We start from the raw sequence: 15,697 nt of genomic DNA, 5'->3' as shown, positions 1-15,697 counted from the left end.
CTGGAAAACCTCCAGCCGCTTTTCAAGTTTCTGTCAATGAAATCAGCCAGTTTGATGAGACCACTTACTTTGGCTTGGCGTTATTGCGCTCCTACCTTTAGTTATTAATCAGGCAGACAAATAGCTTCCTTCTACTTGTCTGCCACACCAACAGCCCTCAGAGCAGTAAACGCGCAGCGGTCTCACATATGAGACTGCAGGTAATTTTGCTCGCCCACTTTGTCCATCAGATCCAGCTGGGTTTCCAGCCAGTCGATGTGCTCCTCTTCATCTTCCAGGATGTCCTGGAATAGGTCCCGGCTTACGTAGTCCGCATGTTCTTCGCAGTATGCGATGGCGGTGCGCAGGTCTTTGGCGGCGTCCATTTCCAGACTGAGATCGCAGGACAGCATTTCGCGCACATTTTCGCCTATGCGGAGCTTACCCAGTTTTTGCAGATTGGGCAGACCTTCCAAAAAGAGAATGCGATTGATCAGATTATCCGCATGCTTCATTTCATCAATGGACTCTTCATACTCATGCTCGTTGAGTTCTTTCAGTCCCCAGTTCTTGTACATGCGGGCGTGCAGGAAATACTGATTGATGGCGATTAGTTCGTTGCCCAAGACAGTGTTCAGATGAGTGATGATTTTCGGATCGCTTTTCATGGTCTTAACCTCCCTCCCGGTGACCCTCAAGGGAAAAAGCCGACGCCCCTGGGGGATGTGCCTCTTTGATCGCGGTTTGAACATTATAGGCCAGTTATCGCTGAGTATAAAATGTAACCAATTGATATATAAACAAAAGGCGTGGTAAATTCGATTCTCATTCGTGTTTGGTTTCTTCTTTGCCGAGGCGTCGCCCGGCTCTGAGGACATTGGCTATTAAAGATCAGGATATGTAAGGATGAGTAGATTCAGGGACGTCATAAAGTGGCTGTCTGTCGGTCTTTTTAGCGTCGCGTTTAATGCGCAATCTGCGCCATTGAAGCTGGATGCGAGAGCCCTGGCGGAGTCGCTTGCGGAGCAGGAGCCCCGGCCGTTCAGCGGCGTTGTCATGATCGCGCAAGGCGATGAAGTTTTATTCCGTTACGCTGCGGGCGTGAAGGGGCGGTTGAGTAAGGAAAGTCGGTTTGCGATCGGCTCGTTGAGTAAGCAGATCACCGCTGTGCTGGCGCTGCAACTTGCGCAATCGGGGGCGATCAAACTGGATGCGACGCTCGCCGATTATGATAGCGGCCTCACTGAGCCTTGGTTGGATCGGGTGCGTATTCGCGAACTGCTCAATCATACCTCCGGCGTCACGCGTCCAGGTGAACCTTTGAAATTCGCGCCAGGAAGCGGGTTCGCGTACTCCAATTACGGCTATGACATTGTCGGCGCTCTGGTCGAAAAGGTCTCTCAGCATACCTACTCGAAGTTGGCTGCGACTTTGTTTCAGCAATGTGGTATGACGGAAAGCGTCGTTCCTTCGGCGGAGAATACGGTTTATCTGGAACGATTGGCGACCGGTTACAGGGAGTCTGACCAAGGCGAATTACAAGCGGTGGATAATCAGACTTTATTTCATCACGCGCCATCTTCCGGCGTCGTGTCTACGGCTCAGGATCTGGTGCGCTGGAGCCAATGCCTGTATGAAGGAGAGGCGCTGCAGCCGGAGTGGCGCCAACGTATGCTGGCCGCCTCCGCAACCCGGAGCCATCGCTGGGGTGAGTTGGGGTACGGTTTTGGCGTGCAGGTGTCGCAGCAGGCTCCTTCTGAGTTCAGTCATAGCGGGTATGCGCCTGGCTATATCTCCACGCTGGCGTATTACCCTGAGCGCAAAATCACTTTGGTGGTATTGGAAAACGTCGCCTGGTCTTTGTCGGATATCCGCAGAGTGTTTCATCATCATGACCGCGTTCGGCGGCTGCTGTTGCAGGCGATGGACATGGCCTCAACATCCGTGGCCGCGCAGCATTAACTGTACGTTGAGGCGGTCGATGCGGCAGGGAGGCCGATAGATTGGCCGCGCAGCGGAGAGTGAGCTACTTTTTGATTTAAGAAGAAAATTTGTAAATCTACAGATTTGTGTGGAGGTGCGCGGCGCGAAATAGGGAATGTAGGGATAGGTAACTGAAGATGTCAGTCAACAGGAGTGAGAAGGATGATGCGTCAAATCACGTTAATCGCAGTCGCGATCATACTGTCTGGATGTGAGTCTATTGCGAAAAACTACCTGCCGGGAGCGTTGATCCTGCCGGCGAAACATTCCTCCGACCACCCCTACATCACCGAAGATGGGATGATCGATCTGTCCCAATTGAACCTGAAAAGCAACAGCAAAACTTATCGCAATCAGGTCATATCGCAAGCAATCGCCTTATCGGATAGAAAATGCACCCTGCATAAAGCCGGCATTATCTCGAACGCCAACGCCTGGAACGTGGGAACCGGTTCGGCGGCCATGCTGTTCTCGGGAACCGCTTCCGTGCTTTCCCACGCCCAAACCGCCGGCAACCTGGCCGCCGCCGCCACCGCCACATCCGGCATTCAATCTTTAGTGAACAAAGAGGTCTACGCAGACGCCCTGGGCACGACCATACTACGCTCCATCGACGTCGCCCGCTCCAAACACAAAGCCGTGCTGGAAGCCGGCATGAAAAACACCACCACGGACTACCCGCTGTCCCTCGCCGTCCTCGACCTGCAAGCCTACCACGACAGCTGTTCGCTAATGGCGGGCCTGGTGGAAGTCACCAAAGCCTTCGAAAACCGCAGCCCCTCCCGCAACGAACTGAAACGGGACATCAACTACCTCGGCGACAGAATCGCCGCACTCAGAGAAGCCCAACGCAGCGGCGTCACCCTGACAAAAGACGAACAAGACAGCCTCGACGAATTCACCCGCGTGCTTAAGATGAAGGAACTGCAGTATGTCGGGGAGGGTGGGGCGTCTAAGGATTAGGGAGCCTGCCCCTAGAATTGTAAAAACCAAATGATTATTGGATGGAATTGGAAATGAGCGCCAGACACCACGGCTCCTGCCTATGCGGCGAAGCACGTTTTGAGATAGAGGGCGATTTTGAAAGCTTCTATCTCTGCCACTGCGCGTATTGCCGTAAAGACACCGGATCTGCGCACGCCTCAAACTTGTTCTCTACCAAAGCGCAATTGGTGTGGTTGAGCGGTGAAGAGCAGGTCAAAATTTTCACGCTGCCAGGAACCCAGCATAATAAAAGCTTTTGCTTACACTGCGGCTCTGCGTTACCCAATATCCAAATGAATGGTCAACTCCTGGCCGTTCCCGCCGGCAGCCTGGATAGCAAAGTCACGATAAAACCCAATGCGCATATTTTTGTCGAGAGTAGGGCTGAGTGGGATACAGAGCTGGAGAAGGCGCCGATGGTGGAGAGGGGGCCGCAGTGATGACATAAGCTTTAAAAAATAGTTTGCGATAGCATTGTATGTTTTGATTATTTAAAAATTGAAAAGTCTTCTGGTTGAACGCTAGTTGGCGCAACAACTGCGTCGCTTAGAGTAACCTTATTGTTTAACAGGGTATTAAGCTGAATGTCGAATGAACTTAAGTTTGGGTGAAGCGCCATAGGCAGGTAAACATTAACGTTCTTTTTTTGGCCAATTCTATATACGCGATCAGTTGCTTGGGCTTCCTTGGCGGGATTCCAGTGACGCTCAAGGTGGATTACATTGTTGGCCCCTACTACAGTCAACCCAACGCCTGCTGCGATTGGAGACATAATTAAGACACGGAATCCTTTCTCTGATTGAAAGCGGTCTATGATAGCCTTTCTGGTCAGGTCATCTTTGGGTGTTGCTACGGCTTTGGTATCACCGTTGACGATTGGCGCTTGAATCTTGAACAAAGTTGTAATTAATGCACTGGTATAAGCCTGTACGGCTTTCGAAGTGGCGAAAACTAGCACCTTCTCTTGCCGCTTCTCTATGTCTTTTAGGACATCTAGCATTGCTTGTATTTTTATAGAGTTTTCTGCATGTCTCAGAAACTCTTTAGGTGAATTTGATGGAGTGTAGCCTGAGCCAATATCATGATGAATACATGCTATTTTAAGTTTCAGTAAGCTAGGTAGAACTATCCTTCTTTTATCTTCAATTTTTCTGCCATGTACGCTGGCAATTACCTCGTCGTAATACTTAAGTTGAGCGCCGCTCATCATGCCGCTTAATGTAGGGAGGTAGCTATCCGTGAGGTCGTTTGGGTCTCCAGAGTAGATGGTTTTCTCTGGCATTCCAGGCAGTTTTTCTTCTTTTGTTCTACGCAACATAAAGTCGCCAACTCTATCTCGGAGCGCTTTGCCAATTCTCAATTTCTCATTGTTTATGCTATCCGGATCTGCGGAGGTGATTGGGCTTATATATTCTTCCCGAAAAGTCTGCCATGCCCCCAATAACCCTGGAACTGCGGTGTCCATAAGGCACCAAAAGTCCTTCAAAGTATTTTCCACCGGAGTGCCAGTAGCTAATAGTTTAAAATCCGCCTTTAGTCCTTTGGCAGCCCTAGTAGCCAGAGCATTTGGGTTTTTTATGTTTTGAGCTTCGTCAAAGACAATTGCGCTCCAGTCTACTCTGCTCAATGAAAACTGATAGTCACGCAGTGTTTGGTAAGTCGTAAGAACAAGGCGACGAGGCATGTCCAGGCGATCTGATCCGTATAGTCCTCCCACTTTTAGGGAATAACGAATCTGTTCATAGTCTTCAATAATGTCTTTGTCTTCGAATACTTGCTGTGTCTCGCGACTAGCTCCTTTTATCTTAAAGCGCGATAACTCGCTCCCAGATTGAAGTATAACGATGTCACTAAATGGTGATTTTATGAAGGTTTCATTTACCTCCGCCTGCCAGTTTTCCAAGAGGCTCAATGGCGCTACGATCAACACCGGCTTATCGTACTTCCCTTCAGGCTTTTGGCGTCGAAGCCATTCTGAAATAGCAACTAGAGCCATATAAGTCTTACCTAGGCCCATGTCATCAGCCAGCAAAGCTCCTTTAGGCGCATCATGCTCTATGGCAATATCCATATGAGCAAGTAGCCATTTAATGCCTTCACTTTGATGTGGATAAGGAGAGCGCTTCAAGTTGTCGGTTGCGAAGCTCTGGATCGTTGCGTTGATGCCGCCAAGAGGAATATTGCTTACAAACTCTTCTTTTTCATCGTTGCTGTCAATTGATACAACGGCTTGCTCTTTTATCGTTGTATCTGATTCTTTTTCATCTGTCAGTGCGGGAGGAGCTTTATCCAAATCGCTGCTGGCTAGGGCTTCTCGTATGCGATCTATTGTCTGACTGACATTTTCTGTATCTGATATATCAAATTTTTTATCGGCGTACTCAATGAGCTCTGCGCCACCATTTTTTGCATCTGAGATGAGTTCATTAAGCTCTGCTAAATTGTCCTCAGAGACTACCAGGTCTTTTATCCTTTCAAATGGTTCTGGTATTGATTTATCTACGGCAAACCAATCAATACCAGACTTCTCAACATCACCGAAGTAACGGTGAGAAAACTTCTCTGCGCCATGCACGCGTAATGAAAAGCCAGTATCCAGGTCGATAAGGGCTGCATTAAGGTAAGCTGTCGGGGATCTTAGAAATGTGGCGACTTGCTCTTTCGGAATATGCCTGCTTGTTAGAATTTCACGGGCGGCTTCAAGTCTTTTGCTATCTAGTAATACAAACCTATTTTTGATTCGCAATATACAGTGATCGCCGTTCGTTGGTAGCTGGTCCAAGCGGGTCTTGATATCGTCTATAGCGATGTCCGCCCCGAATGTTGGTGTTAGGGATAAGTCCCCGTTAGGAAGCTCATCTACAGCAATACCAATGGAAGTTGGAAGTGAGATCTCTAACTTATTGAAGTGCGCTAAATTAAGCGGAACGCCAGCTTTTTTTGCTAACTGCAGCTGAAATATAAGCCAGTTATTTTCGTATTCGTTTTTACTATCCGCAGGTAAATCAATATGCCTTTTTAGAGCATTTAAGGCTTGCCATTCTGGAGGTGATAGCCGGTAGAGTTCTTCGTCAGTAAATTTCAAAAATGGGCCAAACAGTGCAATATCGTTTATAACGCAGCCATCAGGAAGCTCGGCATCCATAGATACATGGAATGCGGCCTGCCCGGTATTTCCTTTTATTCTGCATCGATACAGACCTGGGTAAGGGCGCGGCAATTGAAATAATTCACAGAAGTCATCATCAAGCTCCGCGACAAAATGTGCTGGAATCGTATATCCGTTAGCATTATTCCTTGCCACTCCTTCTTCATGCAGTCCTTTAAGATAGGCGTATTGGATGCCAAACATTGGGTTGTTGATAGCGCGACTTTCAATATCAGCGAGTGCTTCGGGTCTAAAAATGAAATCCAGCCCTTCAACTGGATCTACTTTCCAGGAGATATCGATGTCATGACTGGAGTTGGTAAGCCTATTAATTAAGTCTCGTATACTCATTTAGTTGCTACCAAACTTTTCTTTATAAGCACGATAAGACTCTTGTCGTATTACTTTGGCTGCTCTAATTAAGACACCATTACTCTTCATAAATTGAAGTACACTGTTTTGCCAAATTAAGTCTCGATGTGTCTGACTTAGGCAACCGTTGAGTCCGTAAGTTCTGTGAAAGCGTTCCATTTCGCCATTTCGTAATTGTTCGTCAGTGACCTCATCAATATTATAGTTAGGCAAACGGCTTTCCGGAGCTAATTTGTTGAAAATCTTAATAGGAAAGCTGTGGCTACCTTCAACTAAATAGACTTTGTTTTTGATATTTAGGTAAATCATTGAAGTTCTAGAGGAACGAACTCTCGCATATGCTGGAAGGTCTTCCTTCTTATACCGCTGCTTTAAATATCGTGTAGCGTAAGTACTCAAAAATAAACGAGACTCGACTATAACGCCTTCTTCCAGTAAACCTTCCATGAATTTTTTACGGGGCGCGAACATGCGTTCCATATCTCTTTCTCCGCTGTCTTTTGCACTTTGTTCCAGAATGCTAAGAAACAGCTTGAGGTCGAAGCGACTCAGCCAACCCCGCATTAGTGCAACCCTTTCTTCTCCCAGTAACGACCACCATCGTTGATAGTTTTCTGCGCTTTTCGGTACACGTGGATCTCCGGCAATCGCTAATATGGCGTTGCGCCAATCTGTATGAATTACACTTCCTTTAGACCGGTCAATGATGATCTCCAAAACACCATGTCCAACTAGCCGGCTTTCGTCCAAGGGAGTCGTAAAGACTTCCTTTTTACAGATCTCAGACAGGATTGAATGACTCTGGTTGATTGGGATGGTTTCCAGGGTTCGAAGATAGTATTGACAGCGGGCAAGGGTGAGGTATCGACTTTCACCAAGTCCAGTGAGAGAGAGGCGCTTAAAAAGAACATCTAGATCGATAGCTTCTCTTTGTGCTTTTTCCGCTAGCTTAGCTGGACCTGTTTCGGAAAATAAAAGAGAGGAGGAGCTTGCATAAGTGGACAGTCCCCCTTGTGCGCCTCTATTAAGCGTTCTGAGTTGGTCCTTTATTAGCGCAATGAGTGTTTGTAGGCCAAGAGGGGAGACCAGGTTATCGAAACGAAAAAAGAAAGCCCGGACTAATTGCATGAGAGAAAGTCGGCTCATTGGGCTTTTTATTTCTTCCATGCGCTTAATTATTCTCTCTGTTAGCATAATGGGCGCATGGTTTTCAGCCGGGACTGAGAGAAGATAAGTCAATGCCCGAATTTCGATTGGGTCATTTATATTGGCTAAAATAGCTGACTCACCTTGGCTGGCAGCCCGTCCTATTCTGCTGCAAGTATCTTGGAATCTCGTCGATCCTTTCCCTGCGCTACCAGCTATATCCGCTAGCCTTTTCTCTGCCTCACGAATGCCATTAAAAGCCTTGTCTGGCCAATCGGGTAAAGAAAATTCAATTGACCGGAGCTTTAGCGTCACTTTAGAGCCTGTTTGACTGCGTGATAATCTTCAAGCGCTGGACGGCGGACAGTGAAGCGAATGTCTATGCGCCTGTTTTTCTGTTGGGACTCAGACTCTTCTAATACACCAACCGGACATAGCTCTTTGAGCGTTACATTCGGGTCGGCGTTTGTGCAAGGGACTGGTCGAGTATCGGCATAGCCGCTAACGGAAAATAGTGTTTTCCCCATATGGTTTTTAAGTGATCCAAGGCGCTCGTTTTCTTCCAGCATGGTATTCCAGAAGTTCCAGACTGAAATTGCACGAAATGTTGACAGGCCCCAGTTGCCTTTAATTGATGAGTTTCGGTAAGGAACTTTATCGGTGTGCCCTTCAACAAAAATAGTATCCAAATATTGCCAACGACTATTTTTGCTAATTGTATGGAACAGGACTTTGCCAATTTCCAGTGCAATATCTTGATGTAACTGGTCCTTGGGGATATCGAAACGACCTTGGCGAAATGTAAGAACATCCTCAGGAATTCGCAGGACGGTATCGTTGTCGCTGATTTTGACGGGGATATTCTTTTCATTTAATTCTTGTTCAATCTCTCTGAGAATATCCTTTCTGACTTGTTCAGCTTTAGCGATCTCTTTTATCGCGTCGTCCCATTGTTCACTTTTTTGAGTTAGCTCGAGAATCAAAGCGACCGCCGCCAGAACAAAGATTACTAACAAGCCAGCCATGATGTCAGAGAAGGAAATCCAGTAAGGATTCTCTTCATCTACTTGTGCGCTGGGATAGCGCTTGCTAACTGTTCTCATCCGTGGCTTCCTGTGCGGATACTGACTTTATTATCTACTTCATCTACTACCTCACTTAGTGTGCGAACTGCATCTGTCATGACTCCTAGATAACTGTTAGTTTGCTCATTCCAGACGTTTAAGCGCTCTGCGGTTTGCGCTTGAACGCGGTCTGAGTAGTCAGACAGCAATTCAGCAATCTGTTTTTCTAAGTCTCCAATATGAGCTTTTAGTGATGTTGACAACTGATCAAAATGCGACCCAACAATAGACATGCCTTGGCTTGCGGTTTGAGCAGCTTTATCCAAGTTGGTCGCCGTGTCTTCCATCTGCATATTGGTAAGCTGGAGCTTGTCAGAAAGATCTTTATAAGCTTGGAGAAGAGCTTGCGACTGTTCAGAGATGGATGCGGAAAGCGACACGGCATTCTGTATTTTGTCGGTCATAGCGTCAGTAGCGCTTTTGATATTTACGGAAAGTAGCCCAAGTTGATTTGATGAAGCTTTCATATCTGCGCCGGCTTGAAGCATCCCATGAGTGGCTTCTCTATGACTTTTGGAGAGATCCTTGAAGTCATCCAGTAAGGTCGATAATGCGCTCTGAAGCGAAGTGTGTTGTTGCTCCTGGCGCGCCAAAAGTTTCTCTACAGACTCAGTTAAAGAAACCTGGCTGTTATTAAAGCTAGTGAACTGTTCATGCAAAACCCTTTGTCTGGCGATCTCTCTCTTCTGTTGCTCTTCACTTTGTCGGCCTAAGGTTGTTTGAACGTTTTCGAGCATTTGCGTACTTTGATGCGCGAGATTCCGCATTTGTTCTTCCATTGAAACAAGAAAGCCGCCGAACTCTTGTTGCAATTGCTGCTGGCGAGAAGCATCAAGTTCTCGCTGTTGCGATAGTTGGTGTGAGAGTTGGGCTTCTATGTCCCCTGTTACCGTTGCGCTCTGGGTAATCAGGCTTTTTACTTGTTGCTCAAGATTCTCGGTGAACCGACTTAGACCTTGAGTCATACCGCCAGACGCGCTGGATATTTCCCGAGCGGCTTGCTCCATCATGGCTCTTTGGCTTTCTCCGGCGGAACCAATACCAGTAAGGAATCGCTCTAGCAATGATTCAAGCGCCTTCTCCGACCCAGAGTGGGCGCTATCAACCAATCTGGTGATTGCTGGGGCAAGAATGCTGTTTAAGCTTTGCGCAACGCTTTCACTGATCGCCCCTGATGCTTCCCGCATTGCTTCTTGCATTTTGTGACCAATTTTTTCGTCCAGCTCAGCAAGCTTTTCAAGGCTCTGTCGGGAAGAATCTTCGATATTGGAAAGACTTTGTTCTGCTGTTATACGGGGATACAAATAATCAACTTCATTTTGAAACTGACTTATTTTTCCTCGAATGCTGCGTTCAAGTGACTTCTCATAAATATTAAAAATCACACTGGTTAATACGCCCCAAACAGAAGTCATGAAGGCGATGGACGCACCTCCAATCAGTCCGGCAATTCCTGTTTTAAGCTCATTGAAATCTTCAGACGTGACATTTAATTCAGCCAATCCCATTTGGAGCCCTGCGAAGGTTCCAATTACGCCAATCGCAGTTAGAAAGCCTGGTACTGCCGCGATGAGTCGGTTTTCAGTTAGGCCGCTTGCCAGCGTATGAGTATTGAAAAAGTGAGCGGCATCTAATGTATTACATAAACGCCGTTTCTGAGGGATGTGGACAAGAGACTCGTCAAACTCGCGCCAAAGCTTTCCGTACTTGGTACTTTTCAAAGCATGACTGAGGATCTCGCGCTGCTTCTCAAGCAGTTCTTCTGGCGCTATGCCTGTAAGTAATCTCTTATAAAACCGGAGGCGCCGAATAGCTCTATCGTAGTTTATTAAAGACCAGACTCCGAGAGAGAGGGCAATGATAATTAACGCTAAGACAACCAGTGCGCTTAAGCCTTCTGGTGAAGTTATATCCCACTGGAGAATTCGGCCAAACTCTGGCCATAAGTTTCCCAAATTATATTCAGCATTTTTCATACAGTCCCTCGCACGCGAGATACCTACACTGAGATAAAGTAAAGTCTGTGAATTGATCTACGCCCACTGAATTTCACAGGATAAGTGTAAAACTTTGTGATAACCGAGAGCGGGGAAGGGAGGGAAGCTCGTGAGCAGGAGAAAGGGGAAATTACTCAAAAGCAGGCTCATTAAACCTGCCAGACAACTCCTTTAACTCCCCGTTCCTCATCAAGCTATCCATTTCTCGTTCCCATATTTCCGCTAATTTTCGGCTTTCGTCGTCGTATCTGAATCCGAGGTAAAATTTTGCGTCGGGGGTGACGTGTTTTTGAATGAGGACGTTCGCAGAGTGGGATTGATGTGGTGAAAGTGGAGACAGACGCTTGACGCAAAAAAACGCCCCCGACAGGCGAGTGCGGAAGGGCCTGGTCGGGGACGAAGGGTTAAATCGGTTAGTCGCGTCGTCTTTCGGTCAAGCCGGCGAGGTAGTTCATGACGAAGTGGGCGGCGACTTCCGCGGTGTTGGAGGCGTCGTCCAGGGGCGGGCTGACTTCTACAATATCCAGGCCGATGGTTTTGGTTTTGCGGGCGATTTCGTAGAGGGCGTCGGCGACTTCGTACGCCATCAGGCCGCAGCCGTTAGGGACGCTGGTGCCTTGGGCGAAGGCGCGGTCGAGACAGTCGATGTCAACGGACACATATACGCCATCGGTATTGCGGGAGGCGTGGGCGATGGCTTCCTCCAGGGTGTGGAGCCAGCCGTCGCGGCGGATTTCATAGGGCGTGCGCACCATGACGCCAGCCCGCTCCGCGCGCTCCATATACTCCCGTGAATAGATCGGCGCGTTCACGCCCAGCTGCACGCTGTTGGCGTGGCTATACACCTCCTGCACCGTATACATCCAGTGCCCTGAATGTTCCTGGCCTTTGACCGGCGGACGTGAATCAAAATGCGCGTCGAACACGATCAAGCCGAAACGCTGGCCGCCGGAGCGTTTAAGAAGTCCCCGCATAATCGGGTCCGTGATGGAATGATCGCCGCCCAGGAATATCGGCATTGTGGAGGGCGGCAGCGACGTCACGGCTTCTTCGATGCGGGAATAAGTCTGATGAATATCATTGCTGACGGGGACCGGCGCGCCACGCCTGAAACGCAGAGAGGAGAGATCCGCGCGCTTGTCCGTGCAATAAAGACTGAAACCATTCAGCGCTTCCAGAATGGCGGCGGGCCCGAACCGGGTTCCAGGGCGATGGCTTACGGCGAAATCGAAGGGTATCTCCATAAAGGTGATCAAATCCGAACCGGAGACTCCGCCAGCGGCGTCCTCCACGTCCTTGACCCAGGCTTCGGATACCCATTTCAACGATTGGTCGTTCACAACTCTCTCATACATGGCGGCTTCCTCATCACACCGGTTGCGTCGTTGGCGTTTTCACCATGGCGCCCTTGCGGGTCAGCTCCACATGGTCAATGCCGACGGCCTGCTTGGCTCTTTCTACGACCGCATCGTCGCCATGCTTGGCGCGCCAGCGTTCGTATTCCTCGACCTTACGATTCATGGCGGACAGGTCGCGGCCCTGCCATTGACGCTCCCGCACCAGACAGAAACCGTTCTGATCCGGCGTACGGATTTTTTCCGCATAAGCGGAATTCCAAACGCTCTCCAGGGTATCCTGACGCAAATGGCCGACCAGACGGGACAAGCCGTTGCAGTCGTACACTTCGCCAAACAGATTCACAAACAGCCCGCAGTTCACCTGCCGGCAACGATAACCGCCGCCCATGGGACGGCTGGGGGAATAGACCAGTCCGTATTCCTCTTCATCGATCTTGCGCATCATCTCGATCAGGTCATTAGCGCGCTCTTTCTCCAGCAGCAGTGACTTGTGATCCGCCATCCCCTCCGGGATCAGCGTCATGATGTAACTGTGCACGTTGTTGTCCCGGCACCAGCGAAACAGATCCGCCACATCGTCCAGATCGTGATACTTGGGCGTCACCACCACATCAATGGCGAGGCGGGTGGGTATCGACTTATTAAAACCCCGCTCCAGCAACAGCCCCATGGCGCTGCGCGCCTTGTCGCCATAGCCGCGCACGCCCACCATTCGGTCCTGCACGGCGGTATCGATGTTGTTGTACTTGAGGAACACGGAAGCGCCCAGCTCATAGAGACGGTCCGCCGCTGCGGCGTCCAGATGGTAGCCGCTGGTGAACAGCACGGTAGTCATGCCCAGACTGTGAATGTATTCGACGATCTCCCAGAAACCGGGGTCGATCATCGGCTCGCCGGCGCCGGGAAACTCCACCGTCGTAGCGCCCAGACGGCGCGCCTGCAGGATAATGTCCTTGCGCTCCTGGGTGCTTAACTCCGTCCGGTCAGGCACATCGCTGTAGCGATCAGGCGTGCGATCGCAGTAAAAACACTTCAGTTTGCATTCGCCGGTCATATCGATATCCAGGTGCAGCAGACGGTTTTCCGCCCGCGCCCGGCGAATGGTTTCTTCGCAATAATCAGTGCCCACCGCCCACAGATTCTCCAGTCGGCTCTGCGCAGCCTGGATATGGGGGAGAGATTTGCGGTCCACGTCGGGGGAGAGACGCAGATTTGGGAGGTTATCGGTCCGCTCTTCGGCGGCGTCGATCAGATGTACGTTCAACAGCGTTGCGTGATTATTATCCATAACTAAATTCCTTTTTTGATCCGATTTGCGTTACAGCTATTCCATGAGGCGTATCCCTTTTGTCTTCACCGCCATGAGTCCGGAGTGGACTTGGCGGTTGGGAATTTTTAGTAGGCGTTCTGAGTGGGTTCTTGCAGTGTCCCGGAGGACTCGTCCGGCGCCTTTTTCGCATTGTTTTTCTGTGACGAGGACGGGGCGTTCTTTTCTTTTATGGTAATGAGACAGACGGCGACGATGATGACGCCGATGCCGACCATGTTGACGACGGTCAGGCGTTCGCCCACCAGCGCGTATGCGACCAGCCCCGCCACCAGTGGGTCGAACATGCCGATGATGGTGGCGGGCAGGGCGTCTACGTGGCGTAATCCGTACATTAACAGCCAGTACGGAATAATAGTGGCGATAATCGCGATAAACGCGATGTAGAGGATGACGTCCCCTGAGTAATCGATTTCGTGTACGGTCAATGTCGGCAGCGCCGCCAGCCATAACGCGGAGCTGATCAGAAACGCGTAGAGAGTGACGGTGGTGGCCCCAACGCCGCGCCGCTTGCAGGCGTTGCCCAGCATATTGAAGACGGCGAAGGCCAGTCCGCAGGCCAACCCCACCAACACTCCAGCATTGAGCGAGAACAGCTCCGCCTCGCCGCCAGTGAGCAGAAAACAGCCGGCCACGCTCAACGCGACAATGCCCACATCACGGGCGTCAACCCGGCGCGAGGCGGAAACCACACTGATCAAAAGCACAAAAAATGGCGCGGTATATTCCAGTGTGATGGCCGCCGCCACGCTGATCATGCTGATGGCGTAGTAAAAAGTGATGTTCACGGCGGTAAAAGCGAGGCCGGTGGCGATAAGCAGCGGCAGCGCCGATTTTTTGATCCGGAAAACGCCTGGCTGAGTGAGCAGCATGGCGAGAGAGAAAACGGCGCAGGCGACGATAGAGCGCACTGCTGTTAAATCCAGCGGCGAAATATCCGCATGGAACAACACTTTGGCGAGAGCGCCGGCGACGCCGAACAGAATCGCCGCGACGGTGATCGCGATAATGCCGAAGGCAAAAGGGTGATTTCGCCACATATCGAGTTCCTTCCTTTGCAATCCATGTTTCTGGCAGCGATATACGGGCTCCGTGAGCCGTCCCGCCTGTTACATAACGCGCATGCGTGGAAGTCTATCGACGACGTTGCGGCGATCCCGTCAGGCGACGTTAACGTTGCGAGACAGGACGTATGATAAGGGGGACGAACTCATACTACGCCTGTTTCCAACTCCCTGGCAACAGGCAAAGTTATCACTAAAAACAAACGCTTAGGATCTTAGTTAGAGGTTGTTTGAGAGCGCCATAGCCTCTTGCAGACACGCCTCTATCACCGCCATCAGCCAGCGCAGGGCCGGGTCTTTATCCCGGGTGGCGCGCCATACCAAATCCACGCTGGTTTCCTTCAACGGCAGCGGCGGCGCTGCGGCGCGCAGTCCCGAGGCGGCGCACATGCAACTGGCGACCACCTTGGGCACGGTGGCGAGAACGGGGATGCGCTTGAGGATCGGGGGCAGGGTGGAGAAACGCGGTAGCGCAAACTGAACGGTGCGCCGCATCCCCTTTTCGGCCAGAGCGATGTCGACATTGCTTTCGAAAGCGCCTTTGTAGGTCACCATCAAATGAGGATGACTGACATATTGCTCCAGCGTGAGGGGCTCCGTGATGGACACCAGACTGGGATCGTAAACGCAAAGAAAGCCCATGGAGCAAAGGCGTTTGCGCAGCATCCAGGAAGGTCCGCCGTCGATAAAGCAGGAAACGCCCAGGTCCATGCCATTTTGCTCCAGCATGGCGGGACCCTGAAAAGGATCGACGGATTTGATGGCGAGGCGGATCGACGGCGCCATTTCATGCAACTTTGCGATCAGGCGCGGTCCCAGCCAGACTTCCACCCAGTCCGCCATGCCCACGGTGAAGACGCCCTCGCTGGTGGCGGGATCGAAGGTTGAGGGCTCGAACAAGGCGGAATGAATTTTACCTAACGCCGGCAGTAACTCCGCTTCCAACTGCAGCGCTTTCACTGTAGGCGTCATGCCTTGCGCAGTGCGCACCAGAATGGGATCGTCGAATAACTCTCGCAGCCGTGATAGGGCCCCGCTCACCGCCGGTTGCCCCAAATGCATTTTTTCCGCCGCGCGAGTGACGCTACGTTCGCGCAGCAATACCAGCAACGTGACCAGCAAGTTGAGGTCGACGCCCCTAAAATCTCTTTCAGTGATATTCATTATCAGAATGATCGATTTGAATGATGATGCGGTCTATTGAATCATTGCGTC

12 protein-coding genes are annotated in these 15,697 nt (G+C 50.3%); 3 read left to right on the top strand and 9 right to left on the bottom strand.

Annotated features, from left to right (window positions below; all coding sequences use genetic code 11):
* Positions 1 to 182 precede the first annotated feature (182 nt).
* The gene (gene bfr / locus HCH_RS16290) at positions 183 to 647 is read right to left on the bottom strand and encodes a bacterioferritin (RefSeq protein ID WP_011397439.1); all 465 of its coding nucleotides are present in this window, start codon (positions 645 to 647) and stop codon (positions 183 to 185) included.
* Between the two features lie 238 nt (positions 648 to 885).
* On the opposite strand from bfr, the gene HCH_RS16285 reads away from it, so the two are divergent.
* The 3 genes from HCH_RS16285 to HCH_RS16275 all read left to right on the top strand — a co-directional run bounded on the left by HCH_RS16285 (position 886) and on the right by HCH_RS16275 (position 3,386).
* Entirely contained in the window at positions 886 to 1,941 is a 1,056-nt protein-coding gene (locus tag HCH_RS16285; RefSeq protein ID WP_011397438.1) for a serine hydrolase domain-containing protein, read from the top strand.
* Positions 1,942 to 2,124: 183 nt separating this feature from the next.
* Complete coding sequence (locus tag HCH_RS16280) at positions 2,125 to 2,925, top strand: hypothetical protein (protein WP_011397437.1); 801 nt, start codon at positions 2,125 to 2,127, stop codon at positions 2,923 to 2,925.
* A gap of 53 nt (positions 2,926 to 2,978) precedes the next feature.
* A complete protein-coding gene (locus HCH_RS16275; protein WP_041599629.1) occupies positions 2,979 to 3,386 on the top strand; it encodes a GFA family protein in 408 nt (135 codons plus the stop codon).
* Between the two features lie 47 nt (positions 3,387 to 3,433).
* Here HCH_RS16275 and HCH_RS16270 read toward each other — a convergent pair whose 3' ends face one another.
* The 8 genes from HCH_RS16270 to HCH_RS16235 form a co-directional block, all read right to left on the bottom strand.
* Positions 3,434 to 6,445, bottom strand: coding sequence for a DEAD/DEAH box helicase (locus HCH_RS16270; protein ID WP_011397435.1), 3,012 nt, complete (start codon positions 6,443 to 6,445; stop codon positions 3,434 to 3,436).
* Positions 6,446 to 7,927 carry an EH signature domain-containing protein gene (locus HCH_RS16265; RefSeq protein WP_011397433.1) on the bottom strand — a complete coding sequence of 494 codons (1,482 nt, stop codon included), beginning with the start codon at positions 7,925 to 7,927 and terminating at the stop codon, positions 6,446 to 6,448. It abuts the gene before it with no gap.
* Positions 7,924 to 8,715 (bottom strand): OmpA/MotB family protein, encoded by a 792-nt coding sequence (locus tag HCH_RS16260; protein WP_011397432.1) that lies wholly within the window; start codon positions 8,713 to 8,715, stop codon positions 7,924 to 7,926. The genes HCH_RS16265 and HCH_RS16260 overlap by 4 nt, the downstream gene beginning before the upstream one ends.
* A complete protein-coding gene (gene zorA, locus HCH_RS16255) occupies positions 8,712 to 10,712 on the bottom strand; it encodes an anti-phage ZorAB system protein ZorA (RefSeq protein WP_011397431.1) in 2,001 nt (666 codons plus the stop codon). Before zorA ends, HCH_RS16260 begins: the two co-directional genes overlap by 4 nt.
* 434 nt (positions 10,713 to 11,146) lie before the next feature.
* Positions 11,147 to 12,088, bottom strand: coding sequence for an agmatinase family protein (locus tag HCH_RS16250; protein ID WP_011397430.1), 942 nt, complete (start codon positions 12,086 to 12,088; stop codon positions 11,147 to 11,149).
* Between the two features lie 13 nt (positions 12,089 to 12,101).
* Positions 12,102 to 13,379, bottom strand: a complete 1,278-nt coding sequence (locus HCH_RS16245; protein ID WP_011397429.1) for a radical SAM/SPASM domain-containing protein — start codon at positions 13,377 to 13,379, stop codon at positions 12,102 to 12,104.
* 107 nt (positions 13,380 to 13,486) lie between these two features.
* The gene (locus tag HCH_RS16240; protein WP_011397428.1) at positions 13,487 to 14,458 is read right to left on the bottom strand and encodes an EamA family transporter; all 972 of its coding nucleotides are present in this window, start codon (positions 14,456 to 14,458) and stop codon (positions 13,487 to 13,489) included.
* Positions 14,459 to 14,701: 243 nt separating this feature from the next.
* Entirely contained in the window at positions 14,702 to 15,646 is a 945-nt protein-coding gene (locus HCH_RS16235) for a LysR family transcriptional regulator (RefSeq protein WP_011397427.1), read from the bottom strand.
* Positions 15,647 to 15,697: the final 51 nt, after the last annotated feature.

Source organism: Hahella chejuensis KCTC 2396, assembly GCF_000012985.1.
Taxonomy (GTDB): Bacteria; Pseudomonadota; Gammaproteobacteria; order Pseudomonadales; family Oleiphilaceae; genus Hahella; species Hahella chejuensis.
This window is presented reverse-complemented; position numbering and strand designations above follow the sequence as displayed.

Coding starts and splice junctions, on each gene's coding strand:
- bfr (WP_011397439.1), bottom strand. CDS start 647: ATGAAAAGCGATCCGAAAATCATCACTCATCTGAACACTGTCTTGGGC.
- HCH_RS16285 (WP_011397438.1), top strand. CDS start 886: ATGAGTAGATTCAGGGACGTCATAAAGTGGCTGTCTGTCGGTCTTTTT.
- HCH_RS16280 (WP_011397437.1), top strand. CDS start 2,125: ATGATGCGTCAAATCACGTTAATCGCAGTCGCGATCATACTGTCTGGA.
- HCH_RS16275 (WP_041599629.1), top strand. CDS start 2,979: ATGAGCGCCAGACACCACGGCTCCTGCCTATGCGGCGAAGCACGTTTT.
- HCH_RS16270 (WP_011397435.1), bottom strand. CDS start 6,445: ATGAGTATACGAGACTTAATTAATAGGCTTACCAACTCCAGTCATGAC.
- HCH_RS16260 (WP_011397432.1), bottom strand. CDS start 8,715: ATGAGAACAGTTAGCAAGCGCTATCCCAGCGCACAAGTAGATGAAGAG.
- zorA (WP_011397431.1), bottom strand. CDS start 10,712: ATGAAAAATGCTGAATATAATTTGGGAAACTTATGGCCAGAGTTTGGC.
- HCH_RS16250 (WP_011397430.1), bottom strand. CDS start 12,088: ATGTATGAGAGAGTTGTGAACGACCAATCGTTGAAATGGGTATCCGAA.
- HCH_RS16245 (WP_011397429.1), bottom strand. CDS start 13,379: ATGGATAATAATCACGCAACGCTGTTGAACGTACATCTGATCGACGCC.
- HCH_RS16240 (WP_011397428.1), bottom strand. CDS start 14,458: ATGTGGCGAAATCACCCTTTTGCCTTCGGCATTATCGCGATCACCGTC.
- HCH_RS16235 (WP_011397427.1), bottom strand. CDS start 15,646: ATGAATATCACTGAAAGAGATTTTAGGGGCGTCGACCTCAACTTGCTG.